The sequence below is a fragment of the Rheinheimera aquimaris genome, assembly GCF_020531985.1.
Classification (GTDB): Bacteria; Pseudomonadota; Gammaproteobacteria; order Enterobacterales; family Alteromonadaceae; genus Alishewanella; species Alishewanella aquimaris.
In genome coordinates this window covers 768354-787185 of sequence record NZ_JAJAVQ010000002.1, presented here as the reverse complement: position 1 = coordinate 787185, position 18832 = coordinate 768354, and the positions used below count along the sequence as shown (strand labels likewise).

Annotated in this window: 15 protein-coding genes; 8 read left to right on the top strand and 7 right to left on the bottom strand. The window is 49.8% G+C overall.

Features of this window, described 5'->3' with window-relative positions:
• Positions 1-24 precede the first annotated feature (24 nt).
• The 5 genes from LHL18_RS08465 to LHL18_RS08445 all read left to right on the top strand — a co-directional run bounded on the left by LHL18_RS08465 (position 25) and on the right by LHL18_RS08445 (position 6437).
• Complete coding sequence (locus LHL18_RS08465; protein ID WP_226766598.1) at positions 25-609, top strand: Hpt domain-containing protein; 585 nt, start codon at positions 25-27, stop codon at positions 607-609.
• On the top strand, positions 606-4409 hold the full coding sequence (locus LHL18_RS08460; protein WP_226766596.1) for a CHASE domain-containing protein: 3804 nt from the start codon (positions 606-608) through the stop codon (positions 4407-4409). The genes LHL18_RS08465 and LHL18_RS08460 overlap by 4 nt, the downstream gene beginning before the upstream one ends.
• Positions 4393-5346, top strand: coding sequence for a diguanylate cyclase (locus LHL18_RS08455; protein ID WP_226766594.1), 954 nt, complete (start codon positions 4393-4395; stop codon positions 5344-5346). The genes LHL18_RS08460 and LHL18_RS08455 overlap by 17 nt, the downstream gene beginning before the upstream one ends.
• A 126-nt stretch (positions 5347-5472) precedes the next feature.
• Positions 5473-5796, top strand: a complete 324-nt coding sequence (locus LHL18_RS08450) for a hypothetical protein (protein WP_226766592.1) — start codon at positions 5473-5475, stop codon at positions 5794-5796.
• Positions 5797-5876: 80 nt separating this feature from the next.
• On the top strand, positions 5877-6437 hold the full coding sequence (locus tag LHL18_RS08445; RefSeq protein WP_134052343.1) for a CBS domain-containing protein: 561 nt from the start codon (positions 5877-5879) through the stop codon (positions 6435-6437).
• Between the two features lie 65 nt (positions 6438-6502).
• On the opposite strand, the gene LHL18_RS08440 is transcribed toward LHL18_RS08445, so the two are convergent.
• A complete protein-coding gene (locus tag LHL18_RS08440) occupies positions 6503-7060 on the bottom strand; it encodes an NAD/FAD-utilizing enzyme (protein ID WP_134052345.1) in 558 nt (185 codons plus the stop codon).
• Positions 7061-7279: 219 nt separating this feature from the next.
• Here LHL18_RS08440 and LHL18_RS08435 point away from each other — a divergent pair, with 219 nt between their 5' ends.
• Complete coding sequence (locus LHL18_RS08435; protein ID WP_226766590.1) at positions 7280-9370, top strand: S9 family peptidase; 2091 nt, start codon at positions 7280-7282, stop codon at positions 9368-9370.
• A 4-nt stretch (positions 9371-9374) separates the two neighbouring features.
• Here LHL18_RS08435 and LHL18_RS08430 read toward each other — a convergent pair whose 3' ends face one another.
• From LHL18_RS08430 to LHL18_RS08420, 3 genes are read right to left on the bottom strand one after another with little or no spacing between them, the layout of a single operon-like run.
• Entirely contained in the window at positions 9375-10058 is a 684-nt protein-coding gene (locus tag LHL18_RS08430) for a response regulator transcription factor (RefSeq protein ID WP_226766588.1), read from the bottom strand.
• Between the two features lies 1 nt (position 10059).
• Positions 10060-11121, bottom strand: a complete 1062-nt coding sequence (locus LHL18_RS08425) for a sensor histidine kinase (RefSeq protein WP_226766586.1) — start codon at positions 11119-11121, stop codon at positions 10060-10062.
• 12 nt (positions 11122-11133) lie between these two features.
• On the bottom strand, positions 11134-12618 hold the full coding sequence (locus LHL18_RS08420) for a TrkH family potassium uptake protein (protein ID WP_134052353.1): 1485 nt from the start codon (positions 12616-12618) through the stop codon (positions 11134-11136).
• Positions 12619-12884: 266 nt separating this feature from the next.
• Between LHL18_RS08420 and LHL18_RS08415 the strand changes: the two genes are divergently transcribed.
• Positions 12885-13607: a hypothetical protein gene (locus LHL18_RS08415; protein WP_226766584.1), complete on the top strand. Its 723-nt coding sequence runs from the start codon at positions 12885-12887 to the stop codon at positions 13605-13607.
• A 3-nt stretch (positions 13608-13610) separates the two neighbouring features.
• Here the strand turns inward: LHL18_RS08415 and LHL18_RS08410 are convergent, their stop codons facing one another.
• The 3 genes from LHL18_RS08410 to LHL18_RS08400 are packed head-to-tail and all read right to left on the bottom strand — an operon-like array spanning position 13611 to position 16119.
• Positions 13611-14576, bottom strand: a complete 966-nt coding sequence (locus LHL18_RS08410; RefSeq protein WP_226766583.1) for a DUF4862 family protein — start codon at positions 14574-14576, stop codon at positions 13611-13613.
• Between the two features lie 40 nt (positions 14577-14616).
• Positions 14617-14925, bottom strand: a complete 309-nt coding sequence (locus LHL18_RS08405) for a hypothetical protein (protein ID WP_226766581.1) — start codon at positions 14923-14925, stop codon at positions 14617-14619.
• A gap of 12 nt (positions 14926-14937) precedes the next feature.
• On the bottom strand, positions 14938-16119 hold the full coding sequence (locus LHL18_RS08400; protein WP_226766579.1) for a BaiN/RdsA family NAD(P)/FAD-dependent oxidoreductase: 1182 nt from the start codon (positions 16117-16119) through the stop codon (positions 14938-14940).
• 366 nt (positions 16120-16485) lie between these two features.
• Here LHL18_RS08400 and LHL18_RS19785 point away from each other — a divergent pair, with 366 nt between their 5' ends.
• Positions 16486-18792 carry a S8 family serine peptidase gene (locus tag LHL18_RS19785; protein ID WP_319004168.1) on the top strand — a complete coding sequence of 769 codons (2307 nt, stop codon included), beginning with the start codon at positions 16486-16488 and terminating at the stop codon, positions 18790-18792.
• Positions 18793-18832: the final 40 nt, after the last annotated feature.

Here is an 18832-nt window from a genome sequence, read left to right as displayed (position 1 = left end):
GACGCCCGTAACAGGATTACAACAATGGCACTGATTAACCACACCAGACTCCAGGCTGTGCTGTCTATGTCGCAACAACATCAACCACAGCTTATTCGCATGATCAGTACATTGCTGGCTGATGCTGAAAAAAATATCAGCCAGATACAAAGCTATGCTAAAGCGCAGCAACGGCAAGAGTTACAGCAAACCCTGCATAAGATCCGTGGCGGTTACGCGACTCTGGGGGCGGAAGATTTGGCACACGCCAGTAAAACGCTGGAACTGTCCCTGGAACAGCAGCTGCCGTTGTCTGAAACCGATTTGGCTGAGTTTATTTCTATTTACCGCCAAAGCTGCGTCGCATTACAGCAAGAAATAGCTAAACTTCAAGCTGATATTGGGTCAGGGCAGGCGGAACTGGACATAATTCAATTGTATTATTTGCTGCGCCAGCACAATATGCAGGCCTGTGACCTGGTAGAAAACAACCAGGAACAATTGAAACAGTTACTCACTAAAGCAGTGGCTGACAGTTTTAGCCAACATGTTTTTGCATTAAACTTTTCTGCGGCAGCAGAAATATTGCAGCCGTTTTTGCCTCCTGAGCAAAGGTCAATCAATACATGATGCAAACTGCCATTCGCAGTACCTTAAATCTGCGCAGCCTGCTGCTGTCGCTGTGGCTGCCACTGGCTATTTTCGTTGCCGGCTACATCGCTGCGTTACACTACACCACACAGCAAAAAGCCGATCAGCAGCAGCGAATTCAGCAAGCGGTGATGCAACGTCTACAGCTGATAACAGACGGAGTGCGCGAAAAAGTGACCTTGTACCAGTATGGCTTACGGGGCACGCGTGGCGCTATTATGACCCTTTCTCCTGAACGGTTCAGCTACCAGGATATGCAAACATACACCCGAAGCCGTGACTATAAACTTGAGTTTCCCGGAGCTAGGGGCTTTGGTCTTATCCGCCATGTTACACCCGAGCAAAAACAGAGCTTCCTGCAGAGAATGGCGCAGGAAAGGCCGGATTACAGCTTTAACATTAAGCAATTACAACCTCACCAACACAGTTTGTTTGTAATTCAGTATATAGAACCAGAAGCACGTAACAGCGAAGCCGTGGGGCTGGATATAGGGTCAGAACCCATGCGACGTAAGGCCGCTCTTGACGCTGCCCTAAATAATGAAATCCGCCTGACTGCTCCCATCACCTTAGTGCAGGCTAATCAGAAAACCCAGCAAGGGTTTTTAATTCTGATGCCGGTATATCTGTCAGCTACCCCGGCATCCGATCCCGAACAGCGCTTACGCCAGCTCTATGGTTGGAGCTACGCCCCTATTCTGATCGATGAAGTGCTTAGCACCGTCAGCGGTTTGCGCGATGATGTAATGCTGCAAATTACCGACAGTACTGAACATCAGCAATTAACGTTCTTTCAGTATGGCCAGGCACCAGAGCAACAGGTTATTTATCAGCAGCAACAGGAGCTGAAATTGTTTGGCCGGCAATGGCAACTGGCATTAGTACCAACGCCGGCATTTATCAATGCGCTGCGGCTGCCATCTGGCAGCGCCTTATTCCGCGAAATTCTTGCCATGACCGTGCTGCTGATGCTGATTGTTTTTCTGGCGCAGCTGCTGCTGTTACGCCGCCGCCAGCTGGCAAAACACAAAATGGAGCTGGCACGGGTAGAAGAAAAACTGCTAAAGCAAGCCAATGCAGAACTCGAACAACAAGTTGCCCTGCGTACTGCAGAGATCTCACGCGTCAGCACGTTACAGCGCAGCATTTTAAAAGGTGCGGGCTATGCCATTATTGCAACGGACACCAAGGGTGTGATTACCGCATTTAACCCGGCTGCAGAACGTCTGCTTGGGTATCAGGCGGTTGAAGTGGTTAATGCGCAAACTCCGGGCATTTTTCACCTGCCTGACGAAGTGGCAAAACGGGCGGCTGTACTCAGCAGCGAGCTCGGACGGGTAGTACCAGAGGGTTTTGAAACCTTTGTGGCAAAAGCACGCCTTGGCCTGCAGGACATCAACCGCTGGACCTATGTCACCAAAACAGGGGAGCAAGTGCAGGTTAGGCTGAACGTCAGTGCACTAATGGACGAAAATGGCAGTCTGACCGGCTTTCTCGGCATTGCTTTTGATTTAACTGAGCAACTTAAACGCGAAACAGAGCTGGCAGCAGCTAAAGAGCAAGCCGAAATTGCCAGCAAGGCTAAATCTGATTTTCTGGCGAACATGAGCCATGAAATCCGCACCCCGATGAACGCGATACTGGGGTTACTGCAGTTGGTCGCCAATACTAATCTGGATAAACGCCAGAGTGACTACATAGACAGAACTCAGCGCGCAGCCAAGTCACTACTGCTACTACTGAACGACATTCTGGATTTTTCTAAAGTAGAAGCTGGCAAGCTAGAGCTCGATCCACATACCTTCAGTTTGCCGACGTTGATGCAGGACATCGGTATTATTCTGTCATCAGGCTCCTGCGATAAAGAACTGGAAGTGTTATTTCATATCGCTCCTGATGTACCCCAACATATTGTTGGTGACAGCCTGCGGATTAAACAGGTATTGCTTAATCTGGCGGGTAATGCCATTAAATTCACCGAAGTTGGCGAAGTCATTATCAGCATTAGTGCCAGAGCGGAACAGGACGGTATGCTCACCTTGCGCTGCGCGGTTTCAGACACTGGCATTGGTATGACGGCAGAGCAGCAGCAAGCTATTTTCAGTGGCTTTCATCAGGCCGAATCATCAATAAGCCGTCGTTATGGTGGCACAGGCCTTGGCCTGGCTATCAGTAAGCGACTGGTTAATCTGATGGGCGGTAATATCAGAGTGCAAAGCGAGCCAGGCCATGGCAGTACTTTTGAATTTGACATTCTGGTGCAGCAAGCTGAAGACAGCGCAATGGCGCAGCACCCTGCCCTGAATACGTTGCCCTCTGCCCTGAAAGTACTGATAGTGGATGATAATGACAATGCCAGGCTGATCCTACGCGAAATGACGGAGTCATTTGGCTGGCTTGCTGATACCGCCAAGGACACGCAACAGGCGCTTCCCCTGCTGGATCAGGCCTGTGCATCCGGTGAGCCCTATGCCATTTTGTTTGTCGACTGGCGTATGCCGGGGATGGATGGATTGGAATTTGCGCGCTTTCTTAAGCACGATAATCAGGTACAAACGCCGCCGCTGGTTGTCATGATAACAGCTTATGGTAAAGAGGTGCTGACCAAGCACGCGGCCAGTTATCAGCAACTATTGGATGGTTTTCTGATGAAACCCGTCACCCACGATGTCATGTTAAATACGGTGCAGGCAATCCTCAGCGGAGATTCTGTTTTACCGGCTGACAATCCGGAACACATAAACACTAAACCGTTATCGGGGCTAACATTACTGCTGGTTGAAGACAACGTAACTAACCAACTGGTAGCGACAGAATTGCTGCGACAGCAAGGGGCAATAATTGATATTGCAGGCAGTGGCCCGCAGGCATTAACGATGCTACAGGAACAGCCAGACCGTTATGATTTGGTCTTGATGGATATTCAGATGCCCGAGATGGATGGCTACCAAACCACCGAGCTTATCCGCCAGCACTTACAGCTAACCACTTTGCCTATAGTTGCAATGACAGCCAACGCCCTGCCAACCGATAAAGCAGCCTGCTTTGCTGCTGGCATGCAGGATCATATCGCAAAACCATTTTCTGTCGCTGAGGTGGTGCAAAAAACCCTGCACTACTGCAGCTTGCAGCAAAGTACTGAGCTACCCGAGCGCCCGTCTGCCAGCTTCGACAGCGCTGCTTTGGCATTTTGTCAGCAGCATCAGATAGAACTGGAGCAAGCCTGTGCCAGGTTGGGTAACTCAGCCGATTTATACCTGAGGGTATTAAAGCAGTTCAGTAAAGATGTGCAGCAGGCCATGACAACTTTACGTCAGGATACGTTAGCGAAAGCCGATGCCAGAATCTTGTTCCACAGTCTTAAAGGTTCAGCCGCCACCGTCGGTTTCAGTGCTTTGGCACAGCAAGCGGCAGTAGAAGAGGCAAGATTTACCGCTGAAGAGAAACAACCGTCAGCAGACTTCCCGCTAATGCTTAAATTGCTGGACGAAAGCCACAGCCAGGTAACAGAGTTACTGCAGCTTCTTCAGGCACACAAAGCTACAGAGCAAGACACCATCGAGCTAACGGAGATTGAGTTACAACAGCAGTTGGACCTGTTAATGAAATATCTGACTTCAGCCAATATGCAGGCATTGGCAACCTTTAGAGCTTTGCTACCTGCTTTACAGCATAAGACGCCTCAACTTGCAGAGCAATTGGACAACACCATCTCAGCCTTGGCATTTGATCAAGCAGCTGCGATACTTCAGGCACTGATACATGAACGAGCAGAATAACGCTATGTCAGATATTCAACTGTCAGATTTCCCGGCTTTTTCTGAGCAGGCAGTTATTCTGGTAGTTGATGACCAGCCAATCAATATTCAGGTTATTTACCAGATACTTGGCGGCAGCTATAAAATTTTGATGGCAACTTCAGGTGCCCAGGCAATTAAAGTCTGCACCGACAGTTTGCCAGATTTGGTGTTGATGGATGTACTGATGCCCGAGCAGGATGGCCTGGAAACCTGCCGCCAGATGAAAGCGCAGGAAACCATAGCAGATATTCCGGTTATTTTTGTCACCGCCGCACAACAACAGGAAGAAGAAGATGCCTGCTGGCAGGCAGGAGCAGTCGACTTTATTCAAAAGCCAGTCAATGCCAATACATTGCATCACCGCGTCAATGCGCATCTTACGCTGAAAAAACAGTCAGATCTGCTACGCTCACTGGCGTTTATCGATGGTCTGACCCATGTCTATAACCGACGCTACTTCGATCAATTCCTGCAAAAGCAGCTGGCTGCCTGTAAGCGACACCAAATGCCGCTGGCAGTGCTGCTGATTGATATTGATCATTTTAAACTTTATAACGACCATCTTGGGCATTTGGCCGGAGATGATGCGCTGCGCCGGGTTGCTGCAGCGATGAAAGCCTGCTGTCTGCGCCCGAACGATTTAATTGCCCGTTATGGTGGTGAAGAGTTTGTCGCGGTATTACCCGATACCACTGCCGAGGGCGCTCGTTTTGTGGCTGAGAAAATTCTGACCGCCATTACAGCGCTAGCCATTCCTCATCCGGCGTCTCAATATGGCGTTATCAGCGTCAGTATTGGCATTGCAGTAGCGGATCCTCGTTTGGGTTATGAAGCAGGTATCACCGAGCGTGCTGATAAGCAGCTTTACCTGACCAAACAGCGCGGTCGTAATGGCTTCTCACAAGAGACAACGTAATAGCTTAACCTCTTAACAGTAAATTTATGCACTTTGTCGCAATTGTCTGCCTGTCGGCCTTGCATAATTTGTAAACAGCCAGCATATTTGATTTAGATCAATGTGGGTTGAAAAAGGTTATTCGTTGTGCGCTGGCTAAGTAGTTTTGCCTTAATGCTGTATCTGAGCTTGTTGTGTACACCACAAGCCTTTGCAGTGCACGATGCACGGCTGTCACCACTGGCCGATACACAATTTCATGCTGTTACACCTGAAATACCACAATGTACCTCTGACATAACTCAGGACGGCGCAGATGAGCCACAACCTGTTTTACCTGTTGCAGGCAACAAGCAACTCCCCCATAACCACAATCACGCCGTTGAGCAACAGACATCTGGCAGCCGTACAGCCAGCCTGACACTGCATCAGGCGCGCGCGCCACCGGTATTTTTCTCACAATTTGTTTAGTTCTGAACAGCCAGGCTGTTTATTTACCAATAAATTATTTTTCCGGCATGGTCTCTGCGTGCCGGTTTGTGAGGAATACCATGAAAACACTAGCCTTATATGCTGTTGAAGCTATTGATCATTTAGTGCAACCAGCTGATTTTGACGATACAACTCTGAGTTCACCGGCGCTGTCGGTTGTCACCGACTTTAAGCACAGCCTGCCGAATATGATCAGTGCAACCAGCTCTGCCAGTGATGCACTTGAAATGATGCAACAAGAACAGAGTAAATTAAAACTGGTCGTAGATAACGACGGTGAAATGGTCGGCTTACTGCATCTGGAACAGCTGTCAGATCAGGCTATTATGCGTCGCGTCGCCTTCGGTGATAGCCGTGATGATATTCTGGTTGCTGACCTGATGCGTCCGCGCGAACGCATCAAAGCTCTGGCGTACCAACAGTTAAAGCAATGCAGTATTGCTGATGTCGTTAATACGCTGCAATCCAGTGGCGAGCAACACTGTGTCGTCATCGACCGCGAAAGCCATCAGATCCGCGGCGTGATAAGCGCACAAGACATTGCCCGTCGGCTGAAAGTAAATCTGCATATTCAGCAGACGCCAACTTTCCTGCATATCTTCGACAGCCTGAGCGCCTAATCGTTAGACAAAACAGGCTGGCAGTAGTAGCCAGCCTGTTTATTCAATGCTCAAAGCTGATGCTTTTAGGGCATCACTTTTACAAAACGACGAAATAGCTGCTGACTGCGCACAACCCAGGCCGGGGTTGCCTCACCCTGACCGACACTTTTCAGCTTCGGATACTGCTTTATCACTGCATTAAGCAGCGCTTCTTGCTTTGGCTCAATGTCAATAAACAACACATGTTGCCCCTGCTGCAGTTCTGCCTGAAAGCGCTTGAAGTGGGTATTGGGCTGTTGAATACCAATAAAGCCGCCTTCCCAGGTACAAAACCCCAGCACCACGACAGCCAGGAAAATAAACGGGATCCAACCAGCGGTTGTTTCGGTCCACTCCATCATGTATGCCAGAGCCAGAATGAACAACGCCGCTATTGCGCCGATGACGGCGCCAACTTCTGTGGCATGCACAACGTCGCTTTTCAGCACAGGTGCCACTTCATGCAGGCGGTGCAATTCTATCGCCGCATCATTATCGCTCAGTACATGAATTTGCGGAGCGTCTATACCGTGACGCTGCAGTTCATATTCTATTTTGACAAAATCGGTTAAGTCGTTGCTGATAAAGTAATGCCTTAACATGTCGCCATCCTCCACACAGATAAACAACAGGGCATTAAGTATAGGCAATCAGCGTCAAATCTGTACAAATATTAATCACACCCTGATACTGAAAGAGCAATGGGGTTTAGGACTATGCCGCTTAAAACCTTCAATTTGCCGCTAACAGGTTTGTAACGGCAAACAGATCAGGATAGCTTAACGGCACAAACGACAAAATTAATAATATCCGGGGGATTTATGTCTACTTTTACCCGCTCAGCGCTGGCTATTACCGCCAGTCTGAGCCTGGGCAGCAGTGTGTTGCAGGCTGATACTGTAAGCCAGACGCCAACCAGCGCCAGCAGCCGTTACTTTGAAGCAGAAGATATATTTGCGCTGGAATATGCCAGTGATGTGCAAATATCCCCCGATGGCAGCAAAATCGTTTATGTTCGCGCCAGCAACGACATCATGACAGACAGCACGCACACAACCTTGTGGCTGCTGGATGTCAAAACCGGTAAACAGCTCCCATTGTTTGCTGATAAGTTTAACTATAGCCAACCGCGTTGGTCTGCCGACGGTAAGCAACTGGCGTTTATCTCGGATGTTAGCGGCAAGCGCCAAATTCACCTGCACTGGCTGGCGGAGAATAAAACTGCACAGTTATCAACGCTGCAAAACAGCCCGTCCAACCTGACCTGGTCACCGGACGGCAAGCAGCTGGCGTTTACGATGAATGTGATGGCCAGCGAGGCCAACGTAAAACAACGGGTTAAGAAGGTGAAAAAGCCTGCAGGGGCAAAATGGTCTGATTCGGCAGTCGTACTGGACAGAGTGCGTTATCAGGCAGATGGTCAGGGGTTTCTTAAACCCGAGTTCAGGCAGATCTTTATTCTGCCAGCCAGTGGTGGCACCGAGCGCCAGCTGACCAAAGGCGATTTCCACTATGGCAGCGATTTACAGTTCACACCTGACAGTAAAGCACTGGTGTTCTCAGCCAATCTGGATGCTGAGTGGGAGTTTCAGCCACGCGACAGCAACCTGTACCGACTGGATTTAGCCACAGAGCAACTGACAGCACTAACCACAATCACGGGCGATGAGTCATCTCCGGTGTTCTCGCCTGATGGCAAGCAACTGGCTTTCCTGTGGCAAAGCAATGACCTGGTGCCTTATAGCAACAGCAAGTTGAAAGTACTTACGCTGGGTAATAATACTATCACTGATATCGCACCAGACTTTGACCGCAGTATTGATAGCCCGAACTGGCTGAGTAACTCCAGCTTTGTCGTGCAGTACGATGATCGCGGTCAGCGCAAACTGGCCAGCTTAACCAGTAAAGGCAAACTGACCGACCTGACGGCCAGTTTAGGCGGTGTCAGCCAGCCACAACCTTATTTGAGCGGCCAGTACAGTGTGTCGGACAATGGCGTAATAGCCTACACCCATGGCACCAGCCAGCGTCCAAGTGATGTTGCAGTGCTGCAAAAAGGCAAAAGCACAGTGCTGACTGCCCTTAACGAAGATTTGTTAGACCACAAGAAACTGGCTCAGGTGCATGAAATTACCTATAAATCTTCATTTGACGGCGAAGAGATCCAGGGCTGGTATATGACACCTCCGGATTTCGACCCGGCGAAAAAATATCCGTTACTGCTGGAAATTCACGGCGGCCCGCATTTAGCCTACGGCCCGCAATGGAGCGCCGAAATGCAGCGCTATGCCAAAGAAGGTTATGTGGTGTTTTACGACAATCACCGCGGCAGCTCATCTTATGGCGAACGGTTTGCGATGTTGCTACATAATAAATACAGCTCACCGGAAGACTATGCCGATCACGACAGCGGCGTAAACGCGATGCTTAAACTCGGTTTTATCGATGAAAATAATCTGTTTATCGGCGGTGGTTCTGCCGGTGGTATCGCGACCGCCTATGCCATTGGCCTGACCAACAGATATAAAGCGGCAGCAGTTGTTAAACCTATTATCAACTGGCTAAGCAAAGTGCTGACCGGCGACTCTTATACCTACCAGACTTTTCATCAGTTTCCGGGTGTACCTTGGGAAAATGTTGAGCATTACTGGCAGCGCTCACCGCTGAGCCTGGTCGGCAATGTCACGACACCAACGATTCTGATCACCGGTGAAAGCGACAGGCGTACGCCGATCTCGGAATCAGAGCAGTTTTATCAGGCGCTGAAACTTCGGCGTATTGATACGGCGATGGTGCGTATTCCTGGCTCGCCACATGGTATTTCTAACCGGCCAAGCCGGATGATTGAAAAAGTAGAATATATGCTGGCGTGGTTCGAGAAGTACCGCACACCAGCAGAAAAGACCAACTAGTTATTTAACCCGGTATGTTGGCTGCCAGGCGGTAGCCAACGCCGGGTTCTGTTTTAAGATACATTGGCGCTGCCGGATTAGCCTCAAGCTTTTGCCGCAACTGCGCCACGTGCACCCGCACATATTCCGGCCGGTCAACATAAGCTTTACCCCAAACCTGAGTCAAAATCTGGTTATGTGTCAGTACCTTGTCGCAGTGCCGCATCAGTAGTAATAAAATGTCATATTCGGTTTTAGTCAGATGAACCTGTTGCCCAGCGCGCTGCACCGTACGGCTTATCGGATCCAGCTGCACATCACCGAACACAAACAACTGCTGGCCGGGCGCCACTTTGCGCAGGTTCGCACGCACCCTGGCCATTAGCTCTGCAGCACTGAACGGCTTAGTGACATAATCATTGGCGCCATTATCCAGCGCCTGAACTTTATCCTGCTCACTATGGCGGGCTGAGATCACAATCACAGGTATATCACACCAGCTACGTAATTGCTGCAGCCAGAGCTGGCCATCCATATCAGAGAGTCCCAAGTCCAGTAAAATAAGTGCTGCCGGCTGCGAGACCAGGCTCTGTAATGCCGGCAGACCTGCGCTAAAGCTCAGCACCTGATATTGCTGACTATTTAGCAAAGTGGTCAGGAAGCTTTGCATAGCCGGATCATCTTCCAGTACCAATATCGTATCAGCCATATTACGACTCCTTGGCCACGTTAGCAGGCAGAGGCCAGCGCAGTTGCGCTAATACACCGTTGCCCGAAGGTACTTGTAGAATGAATTGACCATCATGTAATTGCATTACCGCTTTGCAAATGGCGGCACCCAGCCCGGTGCCACTATCACGCTGACTGTGGTGTCGCGGCGCCAGCGCATTACTGACCTGCAAACTATAGTAGCCATTATTCTGTGCAAAGCTGACAATCACCGGCGCAGCACCATGGCGCACCGCATTTTCCAGCATATTAGCCAGCGCGATTTCTAACAAAGTGCTATCTGCAATACACCTTGAGCCCGTCAGCTCTGTCTGTAGTGGCAAGCCGTTTAACAGCTGTGCCCGCCGGCTTATCGCGGCAGAGACAATGTCGGCAACATCCAGCTCAACGAGGGCCAGCGTTTGCTGCGGCTGTTGCACCCGGCTTAATTCCATCACTTTGTCAAAGTGCTGACTGAGTAAACTGCTTTGCTGAAAAATATTCTCAGCTTGCTGCTTTATCACTTCACGGCTCAATGTCAGCTCTTTGTCAGCCAGCATGCTTGATGCACCCATAATCGTTGCCAGCGGTGTGCGTAAATCATGTGAGATAGACCTAAGCAGCATAGCGCGGCTGTGCTCCAGCTCCGCCTGAAAACGAACCTGGCGGGTTTTATTGGCTAATAGCTGGCGCTGGCGCATATGTTTTTTGGCCCGCGCCAGTTCAATGCGTAAGCGCCCGGACAAGCGGCCAATAAAGCTCCCCAGCAGTAACATCACAATAAAGGTAATCAGATAGTCAATCTGGTGCACATATAAGGTGTTATAGGGTTCAACAAAAAACCAGTCGAGCAGTAAGACACTGCTTACCGTGGTAATAACTGCCCAGCGCTGTCCGGCTTGCTGTGCCATCCAGGTTACCCATAGCAGCTGTAACATGGCAACATCGGTGGTGGTTAATAAATCACGCCCCGGCAACAGCAGCAATGCAATCAGTACCGGCACAAGCAGGGCTAATAGCATCAGCTGCCATACTGCATAATGTCTGGCCGGTGTAAGTTTCATCTGATAGCCACCTCAGTAGCGCCAGTACATTGGCGTAAATAATAACAACATTGTCAGGATCTCCAGCCGGCCAAGCAACATACCCAGCGTTAACCACCACTTGGCACCATCGGGCAGGGTTGAGAAATTACCGGCCGGGCCGATGATGTCACCCAGCCCGGGACCAACATTTCCCACCGCGGTGGCAGCACCTGTCAGTGCGGTTACAAAGTCCAGATTATACATCGACAAAATCAGTGCTAAAGCGGCCACAGTGGCAAAATAGATAAAGCCAAACGCTAATACCGCGCCCAGCAAACTATCATCGAGCTTTTTGCTACCGTATTTGCGCGTCCATACTGCGTTGGGGTGAATAAGTAAATTCAGCTGTTTCAGCAATAAATACCCCGCCAGCTGAGTTCGGAAAATCTTCAACCCACCCGAGGTTGAGCCAGAGCAACCACCACTAAATGTCAGGTAAAAGAACAGCACAACCGCAAACGCCCCCCACTTCGTATAGTCCTCAGAGGCGTATCCACAAGTGGTAATGACGGACACCACATTAAACACACTGTGGGTTAATGCTGAAAACCAATCCCGACCATTATGCGCTATCTGGTATAACGCCAGCAGTATGGCGGCAACCAACACAATTGCAATAAAAGCTTTAACCTGAGGGTCGCGCAACAGCGCCCATTTATCACCACGTGCCATACCCACAAACAGCACAAATGGCAAAGCGGCCAGCGCCATCCAGACACTGCTTAGCCACAATAGCCAGGGTTTGTCATTAAAATAGCCAAAAGAGGCATCATAGTTTGCAAAACCGCCGGTCGCGGCCGATGTCATGGCATGCGTCAATGCATCAAACCATGACATGCCGCCAATATAGTAACTTAGCGTGGCGCCAGCACTTATGGCCAGATAAACCAATAAAATAGAACCGGACAAATGGCTGCTGCGCGGCAGTATTTTCTCCGAAATATCCGAACTTTCTGTTTTAAACAGCTTCATGCCACCAATTTTCAACGCCGGCAATATCGCGATTGCCATCACAATAATGCCAATGCCACCAATCCATTGCAAAATAGCACGCCAAAGCAACACGGCTTTGGGCATAGTATCCAGCCCGCTAAGCACGGTAGAGCCTGTCGTAGTAATAGCGGACACCGCTTCAAACCAGGCGTCCGTTATACTCAGTTGCGGCAAACTCAGATACAGCGGCAAAGCCGCAAAAGCGCACACCGACAACCAGCATAGTGTGGTAAGTAAAAACAAATAGCGTTTTTTCAGTTCTGTAGCGCCGTTTGACCGCATTAGCAATGCCACGCCAGCACAGGCAGTCACTAACGCAGACAACAGAAAGTTCCAGAATGCCTTGTCGTGCAACATAAAACTGACGGCCATAGTAGCAAGCTGCGCTACAGCAAGGCACGCCAGCAAATAACCAATCACCCGGTAAAAAAAACGCTTGTTATTGACAACACTAACATTGAGGACAAAGGAGTAATCAGACATTACAACACAAACCCTGTTTCAGATGCCGCAAAGCCTACCCCTTTCGCGGCTGTTGTGTTGTAAAGCTTTTCTAAAGATTTACGCCATGCGTATAAAGATTTTATAAAGATGTAATGCGAAACGGTGAAAAGCGGTCAAACCGGCAGAAAAGGCAACGGTCGCTTCCGCCATATAAAAGCAGCGGGCTATTTGGCAATTAATTGCGCTCAGAAATTTGACGAACCGGATAAGCTGTGTCATTTTTTGGCCCCTGAAGAGTCAATATCATGCACAATATGTTAACAACAGGATTTGTTAAATCGCTTCTGATCCGGTTTATGCAGCCGGCGCTATGTAAAAGCAGCAATCCGACGGATGTGCTGCTGGGGCAAGCGTCTAAGCTGTATCTCAACAAAACAGACACCTATCATTTAGACGCTGAGCTAAACCGGTATTATCAGCATGTGGATATACCGCAGCTTCTGAACGAGATTAACTTTGATAACGTCTACCCCAGACTAAAACAGCATGGCTATAAGACAGATATTCTGGATATCCCGACACAGTCACCATCTTTATTGTTCAGGCCTTTTTCGCTGTGGAAAAAAAGGCTTTATCTGTTACGCCATGCCCGCATCAGAATTGATGTTTTGTTACTGAAAAAAGGCGATAGCATTCCTGCGCATGCCCACAGAGGTGTACTATCAGGCTTTTTAGTACTGAAAGGTCTGGTCAATATCCGCCATTATGATGTGTCGGAATACCAGCAAGATGGCGTGATCTGCCATAAAACAGTCGACAAAGACCTGGCTGCAGGTGGCTATACCACCAACCATGACGAAAAAGACAATATCCATTTTTTAACCGGGCTGGCTGACGAGTCGGTACTGTACCGCTTCAACATTACCGGACTGCGCTCGCCTGTGCCGGTGCATACGGCTCTACGCGGCAGAATGTATGTCGATGTCTCTCAGATTGACACCAAAGGCGGCTTTGCGCCTTTTGTGTAGGCGCTAACAGTACCGGTCTAAAATAGCGAGCATATCGCGAATATAAGCAATACGCAGTTCGACTGATGCCTGATGAGGGCGGATACCAATTTTAGCCCCGAGCACCGACAGCCGGCTCAGATCCTCAACAGCAGCGAGGCATTGATGTATTGCCTGCTCAGTCATCCAGCTGCCAGGCTCGCCGTGTTGTACCAGCTCACTGCTTTGCGGTGGCTGATGGCTGTCGCGCCAGGCACCATACTCAGTATCTTGATCAGACACCCCAGAAAACATCAGCCCACTCAACAAGCCCGCAGCCTGAACAGCCATAATGTGCTCCAGCGCCCCGTCCGGCCGCCTCGTTTCAAACACCGAACGGCCCCAGTTGATGACAATACCCATTTTATGCGCCTGGTCTGACACCGTATTGAGTCTGTTCAGCACAGCTATCTCATCGCTCAGCGACAGAAACCCTTTAGAGGGCACGTGCGCTGGCACATAGGCATCGCAATGCTCGATTAACAGTTGCGCACCCTGCCAGTCCCACTGCTGCATGGTGCTCAGTGACTGATAAAGTGCATCTGCTGACGCAGCGGCCTGATCGCGCGCAGGCGCTGTCTGCAACATCACGGCCTTAACGGCCTGGCGGCCAAGATGGCTATTGAGTTTGGCAACCGCATTGCAGGCTTGTTGCATAAAGTCCAGTGCTTGTTGTCTACCCGCTGTGTTACAGGATGCCAAACCAAACTGCGGATTGCGCCCAAGGGCATTCATAATGCCGGGAATGCAGGTAAACACATAGTCCCACTGCGGTGCGATATTGGCTAAGAACCAGTTGTCATCATGGCCATGTAACTTGCCCAGAAATGGATGTTCCAACCCTTTAATGTTAGGCAGTTGCTTAAGCTCATCGTAATACGCAGTTTCCAGTTGCGGGTTCCAACCTGTTTGATTAGGCGAGGCGGCATAGGCGCCAATATAGTATTTCATTGCTAGTTTTATCCTGTGGCAGAATCTGTGCTGAACGCAGTTAGTCGTCCGGCCCACTTAATGTAAATACCAGATGCTTACGCATATCTTTTAGCACTACGCCCTTTTTCAGCAGCAAAGCACTGAGCTTCTTTTGCCACAGCAACAGTTGGGGCTGGGCGTCATCCAGATAAGGCCGGCTGCTAAACTGCAGCCGCACCAGTAAGGAGCCAGGGAAAGCCTCATACTCCATACTAAACCAACACTGCACAGTGCCTGGCAACGCTTCGAGCGCTTGTTGCTCCAGCGCTGTTACAGCCTCCAGCACCGCTGCTTGTTGCTTTAGTTGTACTTTAGAAAGTTTTTTCATTGCAACCCCACACTAACAATACTGGCCAGCTACCCAGCCACTGGCCCAGGCCCACTGGAAGTTGTAGCCCCCTAACCAGCCGGTTACGTCGACTACTTCACCGATAAAATACAAACCAGGTTGATGTTTTGCTTCCATAGTTTTTGAAGATAAGCCATCAGTATCCACCCCACCGATGGTTACTTCCGCAGTGCGGTAGCCTTCGGTACCATTAGGTTTAAACACGTAGCTATGCAGTGTATCAGCTATCTGGCGCATACTTTTACTGTGCAGGGTTTTCAGCGGTTGATTATTAACCGCCTTGATGTCGATTAGCTTTTCAACCAACCGCTTCGGTAACAGCTTAGCCAGCGCGGTTTTTAATTCCTGCTCCGGATGAGCTTGCTGTTGCGCGGCCAAGAATTCAGTGATGTCAGTTTGCGGTGACATATTCACTGTAACGTCCTCGCCTGGCTGCCAATAACTGGATATTTGCAATATGGCTGGCCCGCTTAAACCGCGGTGGGTAAAAAGCATATCTTCCGGGAACACGGTGCCATTGGCCTCTGCCGTTACCGGCAGCGATACGCCGCTTATTTCCTCAAACACTGCCTTGTCTGCCGGCTGCCAGGTTAAAGGCACCAGTGCAGCGCGCAGTGGCAGTACCTTTAAGCCAAACTGTTCGGCCAGCTGAAAACCAAAAGCAGTGGCGCCTAAATTAGGCAAACTCAGGCCGCCACTGGCGATCACCAGGCTTTGGCACTGTTGGCTGAGCTCTGGTGTGCTAACCGTATACTGGCCGTCAGCAAAACTGACAGCGGTAATATTTTGCTGCAAAGCGAGTTGCACATTGGCATCTTTCGCTTCTTTTAACAGCATATCGACGATATCTTTCGCGCTATCGTCACAAAATAGCTGCCCCAGTGATTTTTCGTGATACGCAATACTGTGCTTTTGCACCAACGCAATAAAATCCCACTGCGTATAGCGGCTCAAGGCAGACTTACAGAAGTGCTTATTTTGCGACAGAAAATTTTCCGGCCCGGCATACATGTTAGTGAAATTGCAACGGCCACCACCGGACATCAGAATTTTGCGCCCGACCCGCTTACCATTATCCAACACCAATACACGCCGACCGCGTTTGCCGGCTTCTATTGCACACATAAGCCCGGCTGCACCGGCGCCGACCACAATTACATCCCACTGCTGCATTAGGGCTCTACCCGCTGACACTCAAAGTTCGCTATTGTCGGCGACTCTGCAGGCGGATGCAATCGCCGACCGCTTAGCAGCAATTATTATAATTTATACCTAATTGACATATCAGAAAGCAGGTACGCATTTCATAACCTCAGGACAACGCTTATTTTCGCTGCCATGTCTCCGTCCTGGCGAATCGTAAAAAGACCTTTTTTCCAGACAAGACCGACTGCTGTGCTGAAGTTGTAACAAATGTCACCATTTCACAGATTTACACAAAGTTACAATTTAGTTAAAAGGGTCATAGATGTTACCGCAAGGTTGCAGTAAGCCGTCATCATCCAGGAAACATACAACAATAAATAATTCGAGAAACAGATGAAAAAACCTCAGTTCACCCTTAATAAGCTGGCATTACTTTGCCTGCCAGCGACTTTACTGACTGTTACGGCAACTGCACAAGCTGCAGATCAGGCCAGCCGTTATGCCAGCCCGGTCATTACTGCGGCTAAAAGTCAGCAAGCTGCTACAGCCGAAGCCAAGCGCTACATCGTGAAATATAAGCAACAACAACTTGAGCTTGCCAGCCCGGGGACATTTAACACCAGCGCGACGCAGCGCAGATTAAACAACCTGCAACACTACAAAGCGCAGTTTGAATTACGTGGCAACAGCGTAAAAGAAGTGCTTGCCGCCCAATCAGCTTTGGCCGTTGAATTATCAGCAGCGGAGCTTGCCACTTTGGCGCACGACAGCGCTATTGAGCTGATTGAAGAGGACTATAAGCGCTACCCGATGGCACAGCAGATACCATACGGCTATACCATGGTACAGGCGAATCAGGTCAGTGATGATTTTGCATCCAATCAAAAAGTATGTGTGATTGATTCCGGCCTGGACTTACCACATGAAGATTTTCTGAACGCGAACATCACCGGTACCAATAACTCTGGTACAGGTAATTGGTATGATAACGGTGGCCCGCACGGTACTCATGTTGCCGGCACCATAGCGGCACTTAACAATGCCACCGGTATGCTCGGTGTTATGCCTAACGCCAATGTGAAACTGCATATTATCAAAGTGTTTAACGACGATGGCTGGGGTTATAGCTCTACCCTATCTAATGCTGTTAATACCTGTGTCAGCAATGGCGCCACGGTAATTAACATGAGTTTGGGTGGCGAAGGCTCCAGCACCACAGAATCCAATGCGATGCAGGCAGCCTTTGATGCCGGCGTATTGCTGATTGCTGCAGCAGGCAACGACGGTAACACTGCTCTGTCGTATCCTGCATCTTACAACTCTGTCATATCCGTTGCTGCAATTGACAAAAATAAGCAGCTGGCTGATTTCTCGCAGCGTAATAGTCAGGTAGAGCTGTCTGGCCCGGGAGTAGACATACGCTCGACATATCCCGAGGGAACCGGCCTTGAAGCCACGTTAAGTGTAGGTAGTAGCAGCTACGACAGCAGCCCTATGACCAACTCGTCAGATGGCAGCGCCAATGCCCCTCTGGCCAGTTGTGGTTTAGCAGAAAGCACCTGCTCCGGCGTCAGCAATAAGATTTGCCTGATCGAGCGTGGTAACGTCAGTTTCGTGCAGAAAGTACAGTCTTGTGAAGCCGGCGGTGGCCTGGCAGCAATTATCTACAACAACGAAGCGGGCGATTTCGGCGGCACTTTGGGTGATAACCCTGGTACCACCATTCCGGCGTTGGCTGTAACTCAGGCTGTTGGTCAGGCATTAATGACTAAACTTAACCAAACTGCCAGCCTGAATTCAGGTGCCAGTAACTACGGCCTGATGAGCGGCACCTCTATGGCTTCTCCGCACGTTGCAGGTGTAGCTGCCTTACTGTGGAGCCATTATCCACAGTGTACTAACGCCCAAATCCGAAATGTGCTGGCCACAACAGCAGAAGATTTAGGCACGGCAGGACGCGACAACTCATATGGTTATGGTCTGGTTCGCACTAAAGCGGCTTACGATTATATTGCTCAGAATGGTTGTGACGGCAATGGCAGCGAGCCACAACCACCTGCAGGAAATGAGTTGGTAAAAGGCGTTGCCACTACTGGCATCAGTGGTGCCGCAGGTAGCAGTACGCTTTATACCTTTACCGTTCCTTCAGGTGCCTCTAACCTGACTATTACCATGTCCGGTGGCAGCGGCGATGCCGACATGTATATTAAGTCTGGCAGTCAGCCAACCAGCTCAGTCTATGATTGCCGGCCTTATAAAAGCGGCAATAATGAAAGTTGCAGCTTCACAGCGCCTCAGGCCGGCACTTACTACATTATGCTAAACGGTTACAGTGCCTATTCCGGTGTGTCACTACTGGCTGATTACACTGCTGCAAGCGGTGGCGGTACTAACCAGGGGGCAACAATGACAGAATCAAACGTCAGCATTGCGCGCCGCAGCTGGAAACACTACACAGTTACAGTGCCGGCAGGCATGAGCAGCCTAACCGTTAATACGTCTGGCGGCAGCGGTGATGCTGACTTATATGTAAAACGTGGCAGCCAGCCGACAACCACCAGCTATGATTGCCGGCCTTATAATACAGGCAATACTGAAAGCTGCAGTTTCACCAACCCTCAGGCCGCAACCTGGTATATCTCTGTATATGGCTACAGCGCGGTAAGTGGCTTAACATTAACGGCGACTTATCAGCCCTGATAGCAGAAAATAAAAAATCCGGTGGTTAACCACCGGATTT

Coding starts and splice junctions, on each gene's coding strand:
- LHL18_RS08465 (WP_226766598.1), top strand. CDS start 25: ATGGCACTGATTAACCACACCAGACTCCAGGCTGTGCTGTCTATGTCG.
- LHL18_RS08460 (WP_226766596.1), top strand. CDS start 606: ATGATGCAAACTGCCATTCGCAGTACCTTAAATCTGCGCAGCCTGCTG.
- LHL18_RS08455 (WP_226766594.1), top strand. CDS start 4,393: ATGAACGAGCAGAATAACGCTATGTCAGATATTCAACTGTCAGATTTC.
- LHL18_RS08445 (WP_134052343.1), top strand. CDS start 5,877: ATGAAAACACTAGCCTTATATGCTGTTGAAGCTATTGATCATTTAGTG.
- LHL18_RS08440 (WP_134052345.1), bottom strand. CDS start 7,060: ATGTTAAGGCATTACTTTATCAGCAACGACTTAACCGATTTTGTCAAA.
- LHL18_RS08435 (WP_226766590.1), top strand. CDS start 7,280: ATGTCTACTTTTACCCGCTCAGCGCTGGCTATTACCGCCAGTCTGAGC.
- LHL18_RS08430 (WP_226766588.1), bottom strand. CDS start 10,058: ATGGCTGATACGATATTGGTACTGGAAGATGATCCGGCTATGCAAAGC.
- LHL18_RS08425 (WP_226766586.1), bottom strand. CDS start 11,121: ATGAAACTTACACCGGCCAGACATTATGCAGTATGGCAGCTGATGCTA.
- LHL18_RS08420 (WP_134052353.1), bottom strand. CDS start 12,618: ATGTCTGATTACTCCTTTGTCCTCAATGTTAGTGTTGTCAATAACAAG.
- LHL18_RS08415 (WP_226766584.1), top strand. CDS start 12,885: ATGCACAATATGTTAACAACAGGATTTGTTAAATCGCTTCTGATCCGG.
- LHL18_RS08410 (WP_226766583.1), bottom strand. CDS start 14,576: ATGAAATACTATATTGGCGCCTATGCCGCCTCGCCTAATCAAACAGGT.
- LHL18_RS08405 (WP_226766581.1), bottom strand. CDS start 14,925: ATGAAAAAACTTTCTAAAGTACAACTAAAGCAACAAGCAGCGGTGCTG.
- LHL18_RS08400 (WP_226766579.1), bottom strand. CDS start 16,119: ATGCAGCAGTGGGATGTAATTGTGGTCGGCGCCGGTGCAGCCGGGCTT.
- LHL18_RS19785 (WP_319004168.1), top strand. CDS start 16,486: ATGAAAAAACCTCAGTTCACCCTTAATAAGCTGGCATTACTTTGCCTG.